Origin of the sequence: Micromonospora sp. HB375, assembly GCF_017872985.1 — a bacterium.
Lineage (GTDB): Bacteria > Actinomycetota > Actinomycetes > Mycobacteriales > Micromonosporaceae > Micromonospora > Micromonospora chalcea.
The window spans coordinates 3,762,021-3,777,878 of record NZ_JAGGJO010000001.1; the positions used below are offsets into that span (position 1 = coordinate 3,762,021).

At 74.2% G+C, this 15,858-nt stretch carries 9 protein-coding genes; 5 read left to right on the plus strand and 4 right to left on the minus strand.

Annotated elements, in window-relative coordinates:
• Nucleotides 1–62: 62 nt before the first annotated feature.
• Nucleotides 63–3,047 carry a glycosyl hydrolase gene (locus J3R08_RS17310; RefSeq protein ID WP_209962021.1) on the plus strand — a complete coding sequence of 995 codons (2,985 nt, stop codon included), beginning with the start codon at nucleotides 63–65 and terminating at the stop codon, nucleotides 3,045–3,047.
• 105 nt (nucleotides 3,048–3,152) lie between these two features.
• On the opposite strand, the gene J3R08_RS17315 is transcribed toward J3R08_RS17310, so the two are convergent.
• The 4 genes from J3R08_RS17315 to J3R08_RS17330 all read right to left on the minus strand — a co-directional run bounded on the left by J3R08_RS17315 (nucleotide 3,153) and on the right by J3R08_RS17330 (nucleotide 8,750).
• Nucleotides 3,153–4,019: an SDR family NAD(P)-dependent oxidoreductase gene (locus J3R08_RS17315; protein ID WP_043323809.1), complete on the minus strand. Its 867-nt coding sequence runs from the start codon at nucleotides 4,017–4,019 to the stop codon at nucleotides 3,153–3,155.
• A 163-nt stretch (nucleotides 4,020–4,182) separates the two neighbouring features.
• Nucleotides 4,183–6,978 carry an FAD-binding and (Fe-S)-binding domain-containing protein gene (locus J3R08_RS17320; protein WP_209962023.1) on the minus strand — a complete coding sequence of 932 codons (2,796 nt, stop codon included), beginning with the start codon at nucleotides 6,976–6,978 and terminating at the stop codon, nucleotides 4,183–4,185.
• A gap of 36 nt (nucleotides 6,979–7,014) precedes the next feature.
• Nucleotides 7,015–7,785, minus strand: a complete 771-nt coding sequence (locus tag J3R08_RS17325) for a nucleotidyltransferase domain-containing protein (RefSeq protein ID WP_209962025.1) — start codon at nucleotides 7,783–7,785, stop codon at nucleotides 7,015–7,017.
• Between the two features lie 29 nt (nucleotides 7,786–7,814).
• Nucleotides 7,815–8,750 (minus strand): diacylglycerol kinase family protein, encoded by a 936-nt coding sequence (locus tag J3R08_RS17330; RefSeq protein ID WP_209962027.1) that lies wholly within the window; start codon nucleotides 8,748–8,750, stop codon nucleotides 7,815–7,817.
• Nucleotides 8,751–8,902: 152 nt separating this feature from the next.
• Here J3R08_RS17330 and J3R08_RS17335 point away from each other — a divergent pair, with 152 nt between their 5' ends.
• The 4 genes from J3R08_RS17335 (at nucleotide 8,903) to J3R08_RS17350 (ending at nucleotide 15,832) form a co-directional block, all read left to right on the plus strand.
• Nucleotides 8,903–10,057, plus strand: coding sequence for a hypothetical protein (locus J3R08_RS17335; protein WP_245254757.1), 1,155 nt, complete (start codon nucleotides 8,903–8,905; stop codon nucleotides 10,055–10,057).
• Between the two features lie 130 nt (nucleotides 10,058–10,187).
• Nucleotides 10,188–10,853: a hypothetical protein gene (locus tag J3R08_RS17340; protein ID WP_064445849.1), complete on the plus strand. Its 666-nt coding sequence runs from the start codon at nucleotides 10,188–10,190 to the stop codon at nucleotides 10,851–10,853.
• 192 nt (nucleotides 10,854–11,045) lie between these two features.
• A complete protein-coding gene (locus tag J3R08_RS17345) occupies nucleotides 11,046–13,364 on the plus strand; it encodes a transglycosylase domain-containing protein (protein WP_209962029.1) in 2,319 nt (772 codons plus the stop codon).
• Nucleotides 13,365–13,768: 404 nt separating this feature from the next.
• Nucleotides 13,769–15,832, plus strand: a complete 2,064-nt coding sequence (locus J3R08_RS17350; RefSeq protein WP_064445846.1) for a M4 family metallopeptidase — start codon at nucleotides 13,769–13,771, stop codon at nucleotides 15,830–15,832.
• Nucleotides 15,833–15,858: the final 26 nt, after the last annotated feature.

The following is a 15,858-nucleotide window of genomic DNA, read 5'->3' on the forward strand; positions in this document are numbered from 1 at the left end:
CGCTCTCACGACTGCCGCACCACCACTCCGTACCCCGCCTTCTCCTCGTGAAGGGGACCTCCATGACCCTCCTGCGGGACTTCTCTCCCGACCCCGTACCCCCGACCGCGCCCGTCCCGTCCCCGGCCCGCCGTCGCGGACTGCGGGCGACCGCCCTCGTCGCCGCGTCCGTGCTGGCCGCCGGCCTGCTGGGCGCCGTGGTCGGCGGCGGCGGCACCGCCACCGCCGGCGCCGTCGGCGCGGGCAGCTACACCGAGACGCTGCCGCCCGGCGCCCTGCTGCCCAAGGGCTGCGGCGCGATCAGCACCAACCCGCGCATCTTCACCACCGCCGACGCGCCCGCCGGCGCCATCCCCACGAACGACTGGTGGTCGTCGCTGATCTGGAAGCGCAACAACTGCGCCGGCAGCGAGAACCTGCACGCCCACCCGCTGGCGTTCAAGGCCGAGAACAACGGGCTCGGCCTGTCGTACACCACCACGCCCGCCATCAGCGGCACCGCGACCGGCGTCGGCGAGTTCCACTACCCGTACGGCGAGGACGTCCGCGTCGGGATGCCCGGACTGTCGGCGCCGGTGGTCAAGGCCGCCGGCTGGAGCGACTGGACGGTCACCGCCGACTGGAGCGACGGCAGCCGCACCATGCGCGCCACCATCGGCCACGGGCTGCCGTTCAGCTACTACACGGTCAGCGGCGGCACCGCGCAGCTCACCGCCACCGCGACACCCACCGTGTGGCGCAACTCCGGCGCCACCATCGGCTTCACGGTCAACGGCCACGACTACGTCGCGTACGCCCCCACCGGCGCGACCTGGACCGTCAACGGCGCCGGCATCAGCTCGACGCTGGCCGGCAAGGGGTACTTCTCGGTGGCGGTGCTGCCCGGCGGCGGTGACCGGGCCGCCCTGGCCGACACCTACGGCCGGTACGCCCACGCCCACGTCACCGGCACCCGGATGAGCTACACGTACGACCCGTCGGCGGGAACGGTGCGCACCACGTACGCGTTCACCACCACGCCCCGCGAGGGCAGCGAGACGAAGACCGTGGTGGCGCTCTACCCGCACCAGTGGCGCAGCCTCACCGGCGCCACCCCGATCACCCCGACGTACGTCTCGGCGCGCGGCGCCATGCGGGTGCTCACCGGTGTGCCGTCGTTCACCACCACGATGCGCTTCACCGGCGTGCTGCCCGAGGTGCCCGCCGTCGGCGACTCCAGCGGCGCCGACCTGGCCACCGTCACCGGCTACCTGAACGCCGAGCAGGGCAACCCAGAAGGCGTCAGCGGCACCGACACGTACTGGGCCGGCAAGGGACTCGGCCGGGCCGCCCGGATCGCCGAGATCGCCGACCAGCTCGGGCAGACCTCGGTCCGCGACGCGGCGGTGACCGCGATGAAGAACCGGCTGACCAACTGGCTCACCGCGAGCTCGGGCGAGACCGGCCAGCTCTTCTACTTCGACCGCAACTGGGGCACGCTCATCGGCTACCCCGCCTCGTACGGCTCCGACGAGGACCTCAACGACCACCACTTCCACTACGGCTACTTCATCGCCGCCGCCGCCACGGTCGCCAAGTTCGACCCGGGCTGGGCCGACGACAGCCGCTACGGCGGCATGATCGACCTGCTCATCCGCGACGCCAACAACTACGACCGCGCCGACAGCCGCTTCCCCTACCTGCGGGACTTCGACATCTACGCCGGGCACGACTGGGCCTCCGGCCTGGCGCCGTTCTTCGCCGGCAACAACCAGGAGTCCTCGTCGGAGGGGATGAACTTCGCCAACGCCCTGATCCAGTGGGGCCAGGCCACCGGCGACACCGCCGTGCGCGACGCCGGGGTCTACCTGTGGACCACCCAGTCCGCGGCCATCTCCGAGTACTGGTTCGACGTGTACGACCAGAACTTCCCGGCCGCGTTCGGGCACAAGACGGTCGGCATGGTGTGGGGCGACGGCGGGTCGTACTCCACCTGGTTCTCCGCGGCGCCGGAGATGATCCAGGGCATCAACATGCTGCCGATCACCGGCGGGCACCTCTACCTGGGCGACTTCCCCGAGTACGTCAAGGCCAACTACGCCGAGCTGGTCACCAACAAGGGCGGCCCGCCGACGGTGTGGCAGGACATCATCTGGGAGTTCCTGGCCCTCGGCGACGGCGAGCAGGCGCTGCGCAACTTCCGCGCGAACAGCGGGTTCACCAGCGAGGAGGGCGAGAGCAAGGCGCACACGTTCCACTGGATCCGCAACCTCGCCGCGCTCGGCACCGTGGACACCACGGTCACCGCCAACCACCCGCTGGCGAAGGTGTTCGTCAAGAACGGCGTCCGCACCTACGTGGCGTCGAACATCACCGCCCGGCCGCTCACCGTCACGTTCTCCAACGGCGTCACGCTCGCCGTGCCGGCCGGCAAGACCGCCACGTCCGGGGCGTACACGTGGAGCGGCGGCAACGCCACCGGCGGCGGGACCGTGCCGACCGGCACGCCGACGACCTCGACGCCCAGCCCCACCCCCACCACCGCGAGTCCCACGCCGACCTCCGCCAGCCCCAGCCCGACGGGTACGGGCAGCGCGCTGAAGCCGGTCCGGTACCTGCGCTCGGGCGGCGGGCTGGACGGCAACGCCGGCACCGCCGGCACGGTGAACGTGGCGGCGGCGAACGGCAACCACGACGGCACGCCGACCAACCCGCAGGTGTTCACCGCCACCGGGCTGACCGGCACGTACACCGGCGGGGCGACCGCCTTCGACCTGGCCGTCGACGCCGGCACGGCGATCGGCAACGGCGTCCAGATCCGGGTCTCCTACGACCTGACCGGCAACGGCAGCGTCGAGCGGGTGGAGACCTACCGGTACTTCGCCACCGATCCGATCCCGGGCGCGGAGCGCTACCGGCAGACCCAGGGCCTGCTCTCGGCCACCGGCACGCTGGGCAATCTGTCCGGCGGCACGGTACGCGTCGAAGTGTGGAACGCCATCGGCGGCGCGCCCACGATCCTCGGCGTCGGCAACGGCTCGACGGTCACCTTGCCGTACGGTTCCTGACCCGAAGCTCCTGAACGCGCGACTCCGGCGCCCCGGCCCTCGTGGCCGGGGCGCCGGCTCGATGCGTCCCCGGCCACGACCGCCGTCGCCGGCGGCCCGGCGGGATCAGGCGGTCACGTGCGCGCTGTCGCCCGCTGTCGCGGCGAACGACGTGCCGCTGACCATGCGCGCCGCGTCGGAGGCGAGGAACACCACCAGCGGCGCGACGTCCTCCGGCTCCACCCACGGCACGCCCAGCGGCGTCTTCGCCCGCAGCGCCCCGACCGCTTCCCGCTCCACCTCGGCCAGGTCACCCGACGGTGACTTCCCCGCCTCCACCAGCGCCTGCACGTAACGGTCCCGGTGCCGGGTCAGCGCGGTGTCGACCAGCCCCGGGATCACCGCGTTCACCGTCACGCCGTGCGGCCCGAGTTCCAGCGCGGCGGACTTCATCAGCCCAATGAGCCCCCACTTGGACGCCGAGTACGCGGACCCGTTCGTGGTGCCGTGCTGTCCCTGGGTGGACGACGTGATGACGATCCGCCCGCCGCCGCGCCGTACCAGCAGTGGCGCGAACACCCGCAGCACGTTCGCGGCACCGGTGAGGTTCACGTCGATCTGGTCGTGCCAGTGCTGGTCGGTCATCTCCAGCAGCGGCGCGAACGCTTGGATGCCGGCGTTGGCGAACAGCACGTCCACGCCGCCGTGCTCCCGCTCGACCGCCTCGGCGAACGCGCGTACCGCCCCGATGTCGCGCTGGTCGGCCACGTGCGCGGACCAGCGGGCGCCGGCCGCCGTCACCCGGCGCCCGGTCTCGGCCAGGTCCTCCGGGGTGGCGGGCGGGAGGTCCAGGATCGGGCTGACCGGCCCGGCGACGTCCATCCCGGCCACGTCCGCGCCCGACTCGGCCAGCGCCACCGCCGCGGCCCGGCCGATCCCCCGCGCCGCGCCGGTGACCACAGCGACCCGCCCCGACAACACGCCCGCAGCCACCGCGTCACCCCTCCCGTGGACTCCCCTCCCGCACCGTAAGCCCTGCCGTCCCCGCCCCGCCCGCGATCAAGCCCTCGGTACGCCAGCCCAGCTCACGGCGCCCGCTCCCCTCATCCCCGAACTGGTGTCGATCACGCGAAAAGCCGGCACTCCGCGGACGTCGCTACGGCGAGGTGGCCTCGGCCAGCAACTCCAGCACGTGCCGGTACGGTTGCCCGGTCGCCCGCGCCAGCCCGATCTCGCACGTACGGTTCACCGAGGCGTACCCGTCGAAGGCGCGTGCCGTGACGGCGGCGGCCTCGGCCCGGGTGGCCGACGCGGTCAGCTCCGGGTGCAGCAGTCCCCGGTCCCCGGCGAAGCCGCAGCACTGCCAGCCCTCCGGGACGACCACCTCGTCGGCGACCGCGCGGGCCACGGTGAGCAGCGCGTCGTCGAGTCCGAGGCGGACCGACGAGCAGGTCGGGTGCAGCGCGAGCGAGCCGATCCGGCGGCGCACTGTCAGCCGGGGCAGCAGCGTGCCGGCGGTGTACGCGACGGCGTCGACGACCCGCACGTCCCCGGCGCCGTCGAGCAGCCGCTCGAAGCCCTCGGTGCAGGACGCGGCGTCGCTGACCACCGGCAGCGCGCCGTCGCGGCTGGCGGCGCGCAGCACCGGCGGGACGCGGTCGCGCACCTGCCGGTAGCCGTCGGTGAGTCCCTTCGACGACCAGGGGGTGCCGCAGCACAGGTCGCCGATGCCGTCGGGCACGAGCAGGCGTACGCCGGCCCGCTCGGCGAGCGTGAGCAGCGCGGCTGCGACGCCGCTGCCGCCATCGGCCGGGGCGAACAGCGTGCCCAGGCAGGACGGCACGAACACGGCGTCCGGGTCGTCGGCCGGGTGGGGGCGGCGCGGAGTGCCGCCGCGCGGCAGGTCCCGTTGCCACTGCGGCACCCGGTCGGCGCCGAGCACCGCGCGGGCGGCCCGGGTGGCGGCCTCGGGCAGCGCGGGCGGCAGCGCCCCGGCCAGATCGAGTCCCCGGGCCATGCCCCGGGTGGTGGCGCCCCAGCGGCGGGCCGCGCCGCGCCAGGCGGTCCCCGCCGCCCGGCCGTGCTCCTGCGCGCGCAGCCGCTTGACCAGGTCACCGGTGTTGATCAGCACCGGGCAGGCGGTGGCGCACATGCCGTCGACGGCGCAGGTCTGCACCGCGTCGTAGTCGTAGTCGTCGGTCAGTTCCCGGACCAGCGCGGTGTCGCCGGCGGCCTGCGCTGCGGCGATCTCCCGGCGCAGCACGATGCGCTGCCGGGGCGTGGTGGTGAGGTCGCGGCTGGGGCAGACCGGCTCGCAGTAGCCGCACTCGACGCAGCGGTCGACCTCCTCCTCCACCGTCGGCACGGTCTTGAGGTGCCGCATGTGGATCTCCGGGTCGTCGCTGAGCAGCACCCCCGGGTTGAGCACGCCGTCCGGGTCGCAGAGCGTCTTCAGCTCGCGCATCACCTCGTACAGCTCGTCGCCGAACTGGCGGCGCACGTACGGGGCCATCACCCGGCCGGTGCCGTGCTCGGCCTTGAGCGTGCCGCCGTGGCCGAGCACCAGGTCGACCATCTCCTCGGTGAAGTCGGCGTAGCGCGCCGGGGCCGCACCGCCGTCGAAGCGCTCGTTGAGCATGAAGTGCAGGTTGCCGTCCTTGGCGTGGCCGAAGATGACGCTGTCGGCGTACCGGTGCCGCTCGAACAGCTCGGCCAGCGACGCGCAGGTGCCGGCGAGCGCCTCCACCGGCACGGCGATGTCCTCCAGCAGCGCGGTGGTGCCGGACGGGCGCGCGCCGGCCACCGCCGCGTACAGGCCCTTGCGGATGTGCCACAGCGCGGCCCGGGCGGCCGGTTCGCCGCTGAGCCGCGCCGGTGCGCTCAGCGGCAGACCGGCCAGTACCGGTCCGGCGTCGGCGACCCGGTCGGCGAGCGCCGCCGGGTCGGACTCCTGCCACTCGGCGAGCAGCGCGGCGTGCCCGCGCACGGCCAGGCCACGCAGCGTGGCGTCCGCCTTCGGGTCCCGCTGGGCGACCCGCAGGGCGACGGCGTCGAGCAGCTCGACCGCCGCCGGCCCGGCGGCCACCAGCGCCGGCATCGCGGCCATCGCCGCGCCCAGCGTTTCGAAGACCAGCAGGCCCGTCGCGGCATGGCGGTGCACGGGTACGGTGCGGAACGTCGCCGACGCGACGAACGCGAGCGTGCCCTCGCTGCCCACCACGAGCCGGGTGAGCAGATCGGCCGGGTCGTCGTGGTCGAGGAACGCGTTCACGCCGTACCCCATGGTGTTCTTCATGGCGTACTGGGCGCGGATGCGGCGCACCGAGTCGGGATTGCCGCGTACCCGGTCGCGCAGCCGCAGCAGCCCGGCGTGCAGCGCCGGTTCGGCGGCGCGCAGCCGGGCGTCTGCGTCCGGGGCGCCGGTGTCCAGCACGGTGCCGCTGGGCAGCACGAGGACCAGCGACTCCAGCGTCCGGTACGTGTTGAACTCGGTTCCGCAGGTCATGCCGCTGGAGTTGTTGGCGACCACGCCGCCGACCGTGCACGCGGACTCGCTGGCCGGGTCGGGGCCGAGCTTGCGGCCGTACGGCGCGAGCCGCGCGTTCACCTGCCGCAGCACCACCCCCGGTTGGACCCGCACCCGCCGCCCGTCGTCGAGCACCGTGAGGTCGCGGAAGTGCCGTCGCACGTCGACGAGCAGCCGGTCGGTGACGGCCTGGCCGCTGAGGCTGGTGCCGCCGGAGCGGAACGTCAGCGGGGTGCCGGTGCGGCGGCTGTGCGCCAGCAGCGCGGCGACCTGACCGGCGTCGGCCGGGGTGATCACCGCGCCGGGGTGCAGCAGGTAGTGCGAGGCGTCGTGGGCCATCCGCAGCCGGTCCGCGGCCCGGGTCGCCACGCCGCCGGGCACCACCGACTCCAGTCCGGCCCGCGTGGACGCGCTCAGCTCCGTCATGATCACCGCACCTCCCCGGCTCACAGTAGTCGCGGTTCAGTCCGCGGTGATCCGGTCCAGCACCCGCCGCTGGAACGCGCGGGCGGCCGGGCCGGACGGCGGCGTGCCGCCGCGGCGGGCCTCGATCGAGGCGCGGATCAGCGCGGCGTCCGGGTCGTCGGCGGCAACCCGCAGCCCGGCGTCGACCTTGCCCAGCCAGACGCCGTCGCGGTGGCGCACCAGCGCGCGGCAGGCGCCGAGCACCGCGTCCTCCGCGCCGGGAGCCGGTGCGTCGCCGGGTGGGGTGGGCAGCGCCAGCCACCAGCGCAGCGCGTCGGCCAGCAGCGCCCGCAGCGCCTGCGGCGACGGGTCGGCGAACACGTCGGCGGCGGGCGGGCCGAGCAGCGTCAGGCCGGACTGGCGCAGGATGCTGCGGTCCAGCGCGTACCAGAACCGCCCGTCGGCGGCGGGCCGGTCGGCCGGGTCGTAGGTGGCGCGGAACGGCATTGTCGCGCCGGTGTTCAGCTCGACCTCGAAGCCGGGCTCCGGGGCGCCGGAGGCGGCCACGTCGCGGCGGTAGACGACCAGTTCCAGGCCGCGCGCCGGGCAGGGCAGCGACCCGTGCCGCAGCCGCTCCACGAGTATCCGCTTGGCCGCCTCGGGCAGCGGCCCGGCGACCAGCAGCGCCACGTCCACGTCGCTGCGCCCCGGCTGGTACGCGCCCAGCCCCACCGACCCGGCGGCGTACGCGCCGACGAGGTCGTCGCCGAGCACGTCCCGGGAGCGGCGGACCAGTTCGGCCAGGTAGTCGCGGATGTCGTCGCGCATTCCGGCATCCTGCCCCGGAGCGGGAGCGGTCAGTCCGGCGGGTCGGGGCAGCACACCGTCAGCGCGCCCGGGACCACCTTCACCTTGAGGCGTTTCGCCTTGCCCCGCGCGCCGCCGTCCAGCTCGTACGTCTTCGGCGCGTCGAACCGCACCGTGATCTTGCGACCGCGGGTGATCCGCACGAACGGCGACTCCTCGGAGCGCCCGGCGGCCATCCGGCCCAGCGTGCGCGCCCAGTCCACCGCGCCGCTGGCGGTGGACAGGCCGACCTCCAGCGCCCCGTCGTCCGGACGGGCGTCGTCGAAGGCCGGGATGCCGCCGGTGATGGTGCCGACGTTGCCGAACAGCACGCAGCTCGCCTCGTCGTCGAACCAGTCCGCGCCGTCGACCCGGATCCGGGTCCGTACGCACTCGCCGCGCACGTGCCGCAGCCCGGTCCAGACGTACGCGATCCGGCCGAACCGGCCCTTGAGCTGCCGGTCGGCGTCCCGGATCAGGTCGCCGTCGAACCCGGCGCCGGCCATCACCGCGAAGTGCTCGCCGTTGATCCGGCCCAGGTCCAGCTCGCGGCGGCGGCCGTGCAGCGCGATGCGTACCGCCTCGGGCAGGTCGACCGGGATGCCCAGGTTCACCGCGAACAGGTTGGCCGTGCCGGCCGGCAGGATGCCCATCGGCACGCCGCTGCCCGCGAGCGCGTCGGCGCACCGCTGCACCATGCCGTCGCCGCCCCACACCAGCACCAGCTCGGCGCCGGAGTCCAGCGCCGCGCGGACCCGCTTGGGCGCCTTGCGGCTCTTCGGCACCTCGTACCAGAGCAGCCGCCCGACCCCGGCGGCGACGAGCCGGGAGCGCAGCTCGTCGAGCCCTCCCCCGAACGTCTTCTTCCGATGGGCGACGACGGCGACCACACCGGCCGGGGGCGCGGCGGGGGCGGTGGCCGGGCGCTCGGCCGTGCTCGTGTTCATGGTCCCGCTGTACCCGGAGCGCGCGCGTCCCACGCCTGCGCCCGGCGCGACGCGCCCGAAACCGATTCGCGGCGTACTGTGCCCGGACGGCCACGTTCGGTACAGTGCGGGCGATGATCCGCGCCGCCGGGCGCGGATCCGGAGGGTGTGCGATGACGCGACGGATCGGGTGGGTGGCGTACTACACGCTGCGCCTCGGTTTGCTGCTCGGCGGCGTGGCAGCCGTCTGGGGCGCGCACGAGGTGGCGGCCGGCTCGGCCGCCCACGCCGCCGACCGTCCGCCGCTCACGGCCACCGTGGAGACTCTGACCCACACACTCGGCGCGGTTCTCGGCCTGCCCGCGTCCGGGGCCGTCGGTGTCGAGTCCACACCCGCCGCCGCGCCGGCATCCGGCACGACAGCTCCCGCCGCCGACGCCACCGCGCCGAGCGCTGACGCGCCCGGCACGCCCACGTCCGGCACGGCCACGCCCGGAAAGGCCGTGGCGACGCCCCCGGAGGCGGCCCCGGAGGCGGCCCCGGCCGCCACGACGCCGGTCACCGGCCGCGTCGTCGAGGCGGTGGTGACGCCGGTCCGCGACCACGTGCTGACCCCGGTCACCGAGGGCCTGCGCCCGGCCACCGACCCGGTACGCGATCACCTGCTCACGCCCGTCGCGGAGGCCCTGCGCCCGCTCACCGGCCCGGTCACGGAGGGCGTGCTCGAACCGGTCGCGGACGTGCTGTCCCCGGTCGTGGAGCCGCTGAGCCCGATTCTCGGTCCGGTCTGGCGGGGCCTGGAACCGGTGGTCGCGCCGCTGGACCCGGTGCTCGACCCGCTCAGCCCGGTGACCGATCTGCTCGACCCACCGGCGGCGTCGCAGCCGGGCCCGGCCGACCCCGCTGACCCGACCGACCCCGGTGACCCGACAGCCCCCGCCGACCCGGCTGATCCGGCTGGTCCGGCTGGTCCGGCTGGTACCGCTGATCCGGTCGTGAAGGCCCGCCCGGCTGCGCCGGCCCGCGCGGGCGACAGCGTTACGGTCGCCGCCGGCCCGGTGGCGCGTGCCTTCGCCGTCGAACCCCGGGGCGCCGCCGCGCGCAGCGCGACGCAGGCTGTCCGCACGGCGGCCGACTTCGCCCCGACCCCCGTCGCGCCGCAGCCGTACGACGGCGCCAGCCATGCCGGCGGCGCGGTGCACAGCGAGGCGGCCGACGCGGACGCGTGCCGCTGGGGGCTGCCGACGCTCGCCCACCAGTACGGGCGCCCGTCGCACGAACGCCTGCCGGCCTCCCGCACGTCACGGCCCGGCACCAGACCCGCCTGAGCGGACTTCACAGGACCACATGCGATCCGGAGCACGGGCGTGTCCCGCCCGACTGCCGCGCCTGCGCGGCGGCGCCGTCGTCCGGCGCCCGCACCAGACCCGATCACGCCTGTGAAACAGGAGTTCGTTCATGAGCACAGCCCTGCCCGTCGCCCGCGCCCGGTGGTGCGACATCGGCCGCATCGCCGATCTCGTCGCCGAGGCCCTGATGCCCACCGCCCTGGCGGCCTGGCTCGTCCCCGACGCGCCGCGCCGTTTGCCGGTCCTCGCCGCCGTGGCGCGGATCTGGACCGAACACGCGCTGCTGTTCGGCGACGCGTTCCTGCTGCCCGACGGCAGCGCCGCCACCGTGTGGTTCCACCGCTACCGGCCGATCCCGACGCCCCACCGGTACGCCGATCGTCTCGCCGCCGCCGCCGGCCCGGACGAGGAGCGGTTCCGCCGCCTCGGTGACGCGCTCGCCGCCCGGCGTCCGGTCGAGCCGCACAACAACCTGGCGCTGCTGGCCGCTCCCCGGGGCGGTGCGGCGGAGGCGCTCGCCGGGGCGCAGCGCCGGATGGACACCCTCAGCCTGCCCACCTACGCGCACCCGTGCGCCGGGGAGCAGGAGGAGTTGCTGCGGCGGCTCGGCTACACCGCACGGGAGGCCTTCGCGGCCCCGGACGGCACCGAGCTGCGGGCGCTGTGGCGGTCGACGCCGTTCCGTGCGGGCGGCAACGACCGCTGGCCGGTGCGTCACCGCGGCTTCGGCCGCCCGGACCGCGACGGCCGGGCCGCCGACCGGGCGGCGCGCTGACCGGTTGACCGGGCCGGGGCGGCCACCCAGCCGCCCCGGCTCCCGCCCGCCGCCTTCACGGGGACGTCGCTGTGCTCGGCCTCGGCGAGCCGGAGGTTGATCCGTTGCCCCGACGTCGTCGGCCGGTGCGGGCGCCCTACCTCGGTTAGCCTGCGAGCCGGGCACGACTTCGCCGAGCGACCGGAGGTAACGGTGCGAGGAACGGGAGAGACCCCGGGGCCGGCCGGCGCCACGACCGCGAGCCCGAAGCGCAAGCGGCGGCGCCTGCCGGTCGTCCTCGCGGTCTGCGTGCTGCTGGCCGGGTGCGGCCTGGTCGCGGGCGGCTACTACTTCGACAGCGTGCCCACGCCCAGCGACCTGAAGCTGCCCGAGTCGACAACCGTCTTCTACGCCGACGGGCGCACGCCGATGGCGAAGCTGGGCGCGCAGAACCGCACCATCGTGCCGTACGACCAGATGAACGACTCGGCCAAGCAGGCGATCGTGGCGGCCGAGGACCGGACCTTCTGGACCAACCGCGGCATCGACTTCAAGGGCGTGCTGCGCGCCGCCTGGGCCAACGTGAGCGGCGGGCAGCGGCAGGGCGCCTCCACGCTCACCCAGCAGTACGCGCGCATCGCCGCCGACCTGCGCGGCGTCACCTACTCCCGCAAGCTGCGCGAGGCGGTGATCGCGTGGAAGCTCGACGACGCGTACACCAAGGAGGAGATCCTCGGCTTCTACCTGAACACCGTGCCGTTCGGCCGGGGAGCGTACGGGATCGAGGCGGCCGCGCAGACGTACTTCGGCAAGACGGTCCGCCGGGACGCCCCACCCGAGCGGCAGCTCACCCAGGCCGAGGCGATGGTGCTCTGCGCCATGGTGAAGCAGCCGGAGGCGGATCCGGCCGACCCCGAGGGCACGCCCGGCTACGACCCGCGCCGCAACGCGCTGGCCAAGCAGAACTCGATCGACAGGTGGAACTACATCCGCGACGGCATGGTCAAGCTCGGCTACCTGACGCCGCAGCAGGCGGCGGACCTCGCGTACCCGGACACGGTCCGGCCGATCGACAAGGACGCGGGCCGGTCCGACCTGGACCGGCCGACCGGCCTGGTGGTCAACCACGTGCTGGCCGAGCTGCGCGGGACCGAGCCGTTCCGGGGCAAGCCGGACGAGGTGATCCGGGACGGCGGCTACCGCATCGTCACCACCATCGACAAGCGCGTGCAGGACGCGGCCGAGGCGGCGGCGGACATCCGCCGGGACACCGCTCCGCGAGCGGTGCGCGGGCAGCCGCGGAACTGGCAGGCGGCGCTGGTGGCGGTGGAGCCGGGCACCGGCCGGGTGCTCGGCTACTACGGCGGCGACAAGGGCTCGGGCGCGGACTACGCGGGCTGGTACTCCGACGAGGACGGCCAGGCCCGCGGCTTCGGCCAGCATCCGCCGGGGTCGTCGTTCAAGGTGTACGACCTGGCCGCCGCCGTGCGCGACGGGATCTCGGTGAAGGAGCGGTTCGACTCGCCGGACACCAAGGAGTTCCCCGCCTCGGGGCGCACCAAGGGCAGCGCGGCCGGGCCGATCCGCAACGCCGAGCGGGCGCCCTGCCAGCCGGACTGTGCGCTGTGGGAGGCCACCGTCGCCTCGCTCAACGTGACCTACTTCGAGCTGACCGAGCGGCTCGGCACGGACAAGGTGATCGAGATGGCCCGGCAGGCGGGCGTGGAGTCGATGTGGGAGACGGTCCGGGGCAACCCCCGACCGCAGCGCGTCGACCTGCGCAGCGACCCCGCCGACGAGGTGGCGAAGCGGTTCTCCACCGAGGTCGGCATCGGGCAGTACGGCATCACCGTGCAGGACCACGCGAACGGGATGGCCACGTTCGCGGCCGGCGGCAAGCGCGCCGACGCCCACTTCGTCCGGTCGGTGAGCAAGGACGACGAGGAGGTGTGGACCGAGCAGCTGCGCACCACCGACCTCGGGCTGGACCGGGAGGCCGTCGACCAGCTGGACTGGACGCTGCGCCGGGTCCGGGCGGCCAAGCTGGACAACGGCTGGGACTCCGCCGGCAAGACCGGCACCTGGCAGGCCGGGAAGAGCACCACGCAGAACGTGCACACCTGGATGGTGGGCTGGACCGGCGCGCTGGCCTCGGCCGTGTGGCTGGGCACCACCGACGGCAAGCCGCTGCGGACCAGCGACGGCAGCTACGACGTGTACGGCTCGACCGGTGCCGCGCCGATCTGGCGGCAGTTCATGACAAAGGCCACCGAGGCGATGAAGCTCGACCCGGGCAAGTACCGCTTCGGTGAGCCGAAGTTTCCCGGCGACACCCCGGAGCCGACCGCGTCGGCGCCGCCGCCGTCGACCGCCGCGCCCACACCGTCGGACTCCCCGAGCCCGAGCCCGACCCCGTCGAGCCCCAGCCCGAGCCCGGAGCCGACCGGGCGGCCGACGTCGCGGCCCACGCTGACGCCCACGCTGCCACCGCCGCCCACGATCACGCCGACGCGGACCCGCGGCCCGCGCTGACGTACCCGGCCGCGCGGTGGCGGCCCGCGTGCGGCGGCGTCCTCGCGTCTATGTGCGCCATTCGCGCACATAGGCAACGTCCGCAATTTGCACGGGCCCCCATCCACTGTCGGCAATGTTCGCCCTGATCAGGGCCTATTGAAGATCATGGTTGCCTGGGACGACGCGCGCGGCGACACGCCCGACTGCCAGCCGTTGCCCAGGTCACCCATTGCTCACGGCTCGCGCGGCGTGTGATTGTGCACCAGCGAACCGCCGACCCCCGGCGAATCGCGACGGTCGATCTGTCGACCCGGAGCCACGCCGGCAGCTCCGGTGACCGGCCGTCACCCTGCCTCGCACCACCGCGCCGCCCGTCCCCACCGGGCTCGTGCGGCGCGCCTGTAGAACAGGAGCAAACCTCCGTGAAACTCTCACCTCGCCTCGCCGCGCTCACCGGCGCGGCTGCGGCCGGCGTCATCGCCGCCGGCACCGCCGCGGCCGTGCAGGCCGCGCCACCCGGGCCCGCCGCCCCCAACCCGGCCCAGGCCCGAGCGGCCGCCGCCGACTCGACCCGCGCGCTGGTCGCGAACCGCCCCGCCTACCTCCAGGCCGGTTCCGACGACGCGTTCGTCCAGAAGCCGGTCATCTCCTCCGAGGGCACCCAGTACGTGCCGTACGAGCGCACCTACAAGGGCCTGCCCGTGGTCGGCGGCGACTTCGTGCTGGCCACCGACTCCGCCGGCAACCTCAAGTACGCCTCGGTCGCCCAGCAGCGGCCGATCGGCGCCCTCGCCACCACGCCCGCGCTGACCCAGGCCGCCGCCGCGGCCACGGCGCGCGCCCAGCTCAAGACCGTCAGCGCCGTCGAGGGCACCACGCTCGTCGTCTACACGCTCGGCGCCGCACCGGCGCTGGCCTGGGAGACCACGGTACGTGGCACCGGCGCGGACGGCCCGAGCCGGCTCACCGTCGACGTCGACGCCCGTACCGGCGCGGTCCTGCGCAAGCAGGAGCACGTGGTACGCGGCACCGGCACCGGCGCCTGGAACGGGCCCAGCCCGCTCACGCTCAACACCACCCAGTCGGGCTCCACGTACACCATGAAGGACCCGACCGTCACGAACCTGAGCTGCCAGGACGCGGCGAACAACACCACGTTCAGCGGCTCCGACGACGTGTGGGGCAACGGCACCGCCACGAACAAGGAGACCGGCTGCGTGGACGCGCTGTTCTCCGCGCAGACCGAGCACAAGATGCTCGCCCAGTGGCTGGGCCGCAACGGCGCCAACGGCAACGGCGGCTACTGGCCGATCCGGGTGGGCCTCAACGACCAGAACGCCTACTACGACGGCAGCCAGGTGCAGATCGGCAAGAACACCGCCGGTCAGTGGATCGGCTCGCTGGACGTGGTGGCGCACGAGATCGGCCACGGCATCGACGACAACACCCCCGGCGGTATCTCCGGCGGCGGCACGCAGGAGTTCGTGGCGGACACGTTCGGCGCGGCGACCGAGTGGTTCGCCAACGAGCCGTCCAGCTACGACGCGCCGGACTTCCTGGTCGGCGAGAAGATCAACCTGGTCGGCTCCGGCCCGATCCGCAACATGTACAACCCGTCGGCGCTCGGCGACCCGAACTGCTACTCCAGCAGCATCCCGTCGACCGAGGTGCACGCCGCGGCCGGGCCCGGCAACCACTGGTTCTACCTGCTGGCCAACGGCAGCAGCCCGACCAACGGGCAGCCGTCCAGCTCGACCTGCAACAGCAGCAGCGTGAGCGGCCTGGGCATCCAGAAGGCCATCAAGATCATGTACAACGCCATGCTGCTGAAGACGTCGTCCTCGTCCTACCTGAAGTACCGCGTCTGGACGTTGCAGGCGGCGAAGAACCTCTACCCGAGCAGCTGCACCGAGTTCAACGCGGTCAAGGCGGCCTGGGCGGCGGTCAGCGTACCGGCCCAGTCGGGTGAGCCGACCTGCGCCGGCGGCACCCCGACGCCCACGCCGACCGCCACCACCACCCCGCCGTCGGGCGGCTGCTCCGGCAACAAGCTCGCCAACCCCGGCTTCGAGTCGGGCAACGTGAGCTGGACCGCCTCGTCCGGCGTCATCACCACCGACAGCGGCCAGGCCGCGCACGGCGGCTCGTACAAGGCGTGGCTGGACGGGTACGGCTCGTCGCACACCGACACGCTCAGTCAGTCGGTGACGATCCCGGCCGGATGCCGCGCGACGTTCAGCTTCTGGCTGCACATCGACAGCGCGGAGACGACCACCGGCACCGCGTACGACAAGCTCACCGTCAAGGCCGGCAGCACCACGCTGGCCACCTACTCCAACCTGAACAAGGCCACCGGCTACGTGCAGCGGTCCTTCGACATCTCGTCACTCGCAGGCACCACGGCGACCATCTCTTTCAGCGGCGTGGAGGACAGCTCACTGCAGACGTCCTTCGTCGTCGACGACACCGCGGTCACCCTGAGCTGACCGTGGCGTAGCGCGGCCGGTCGTCG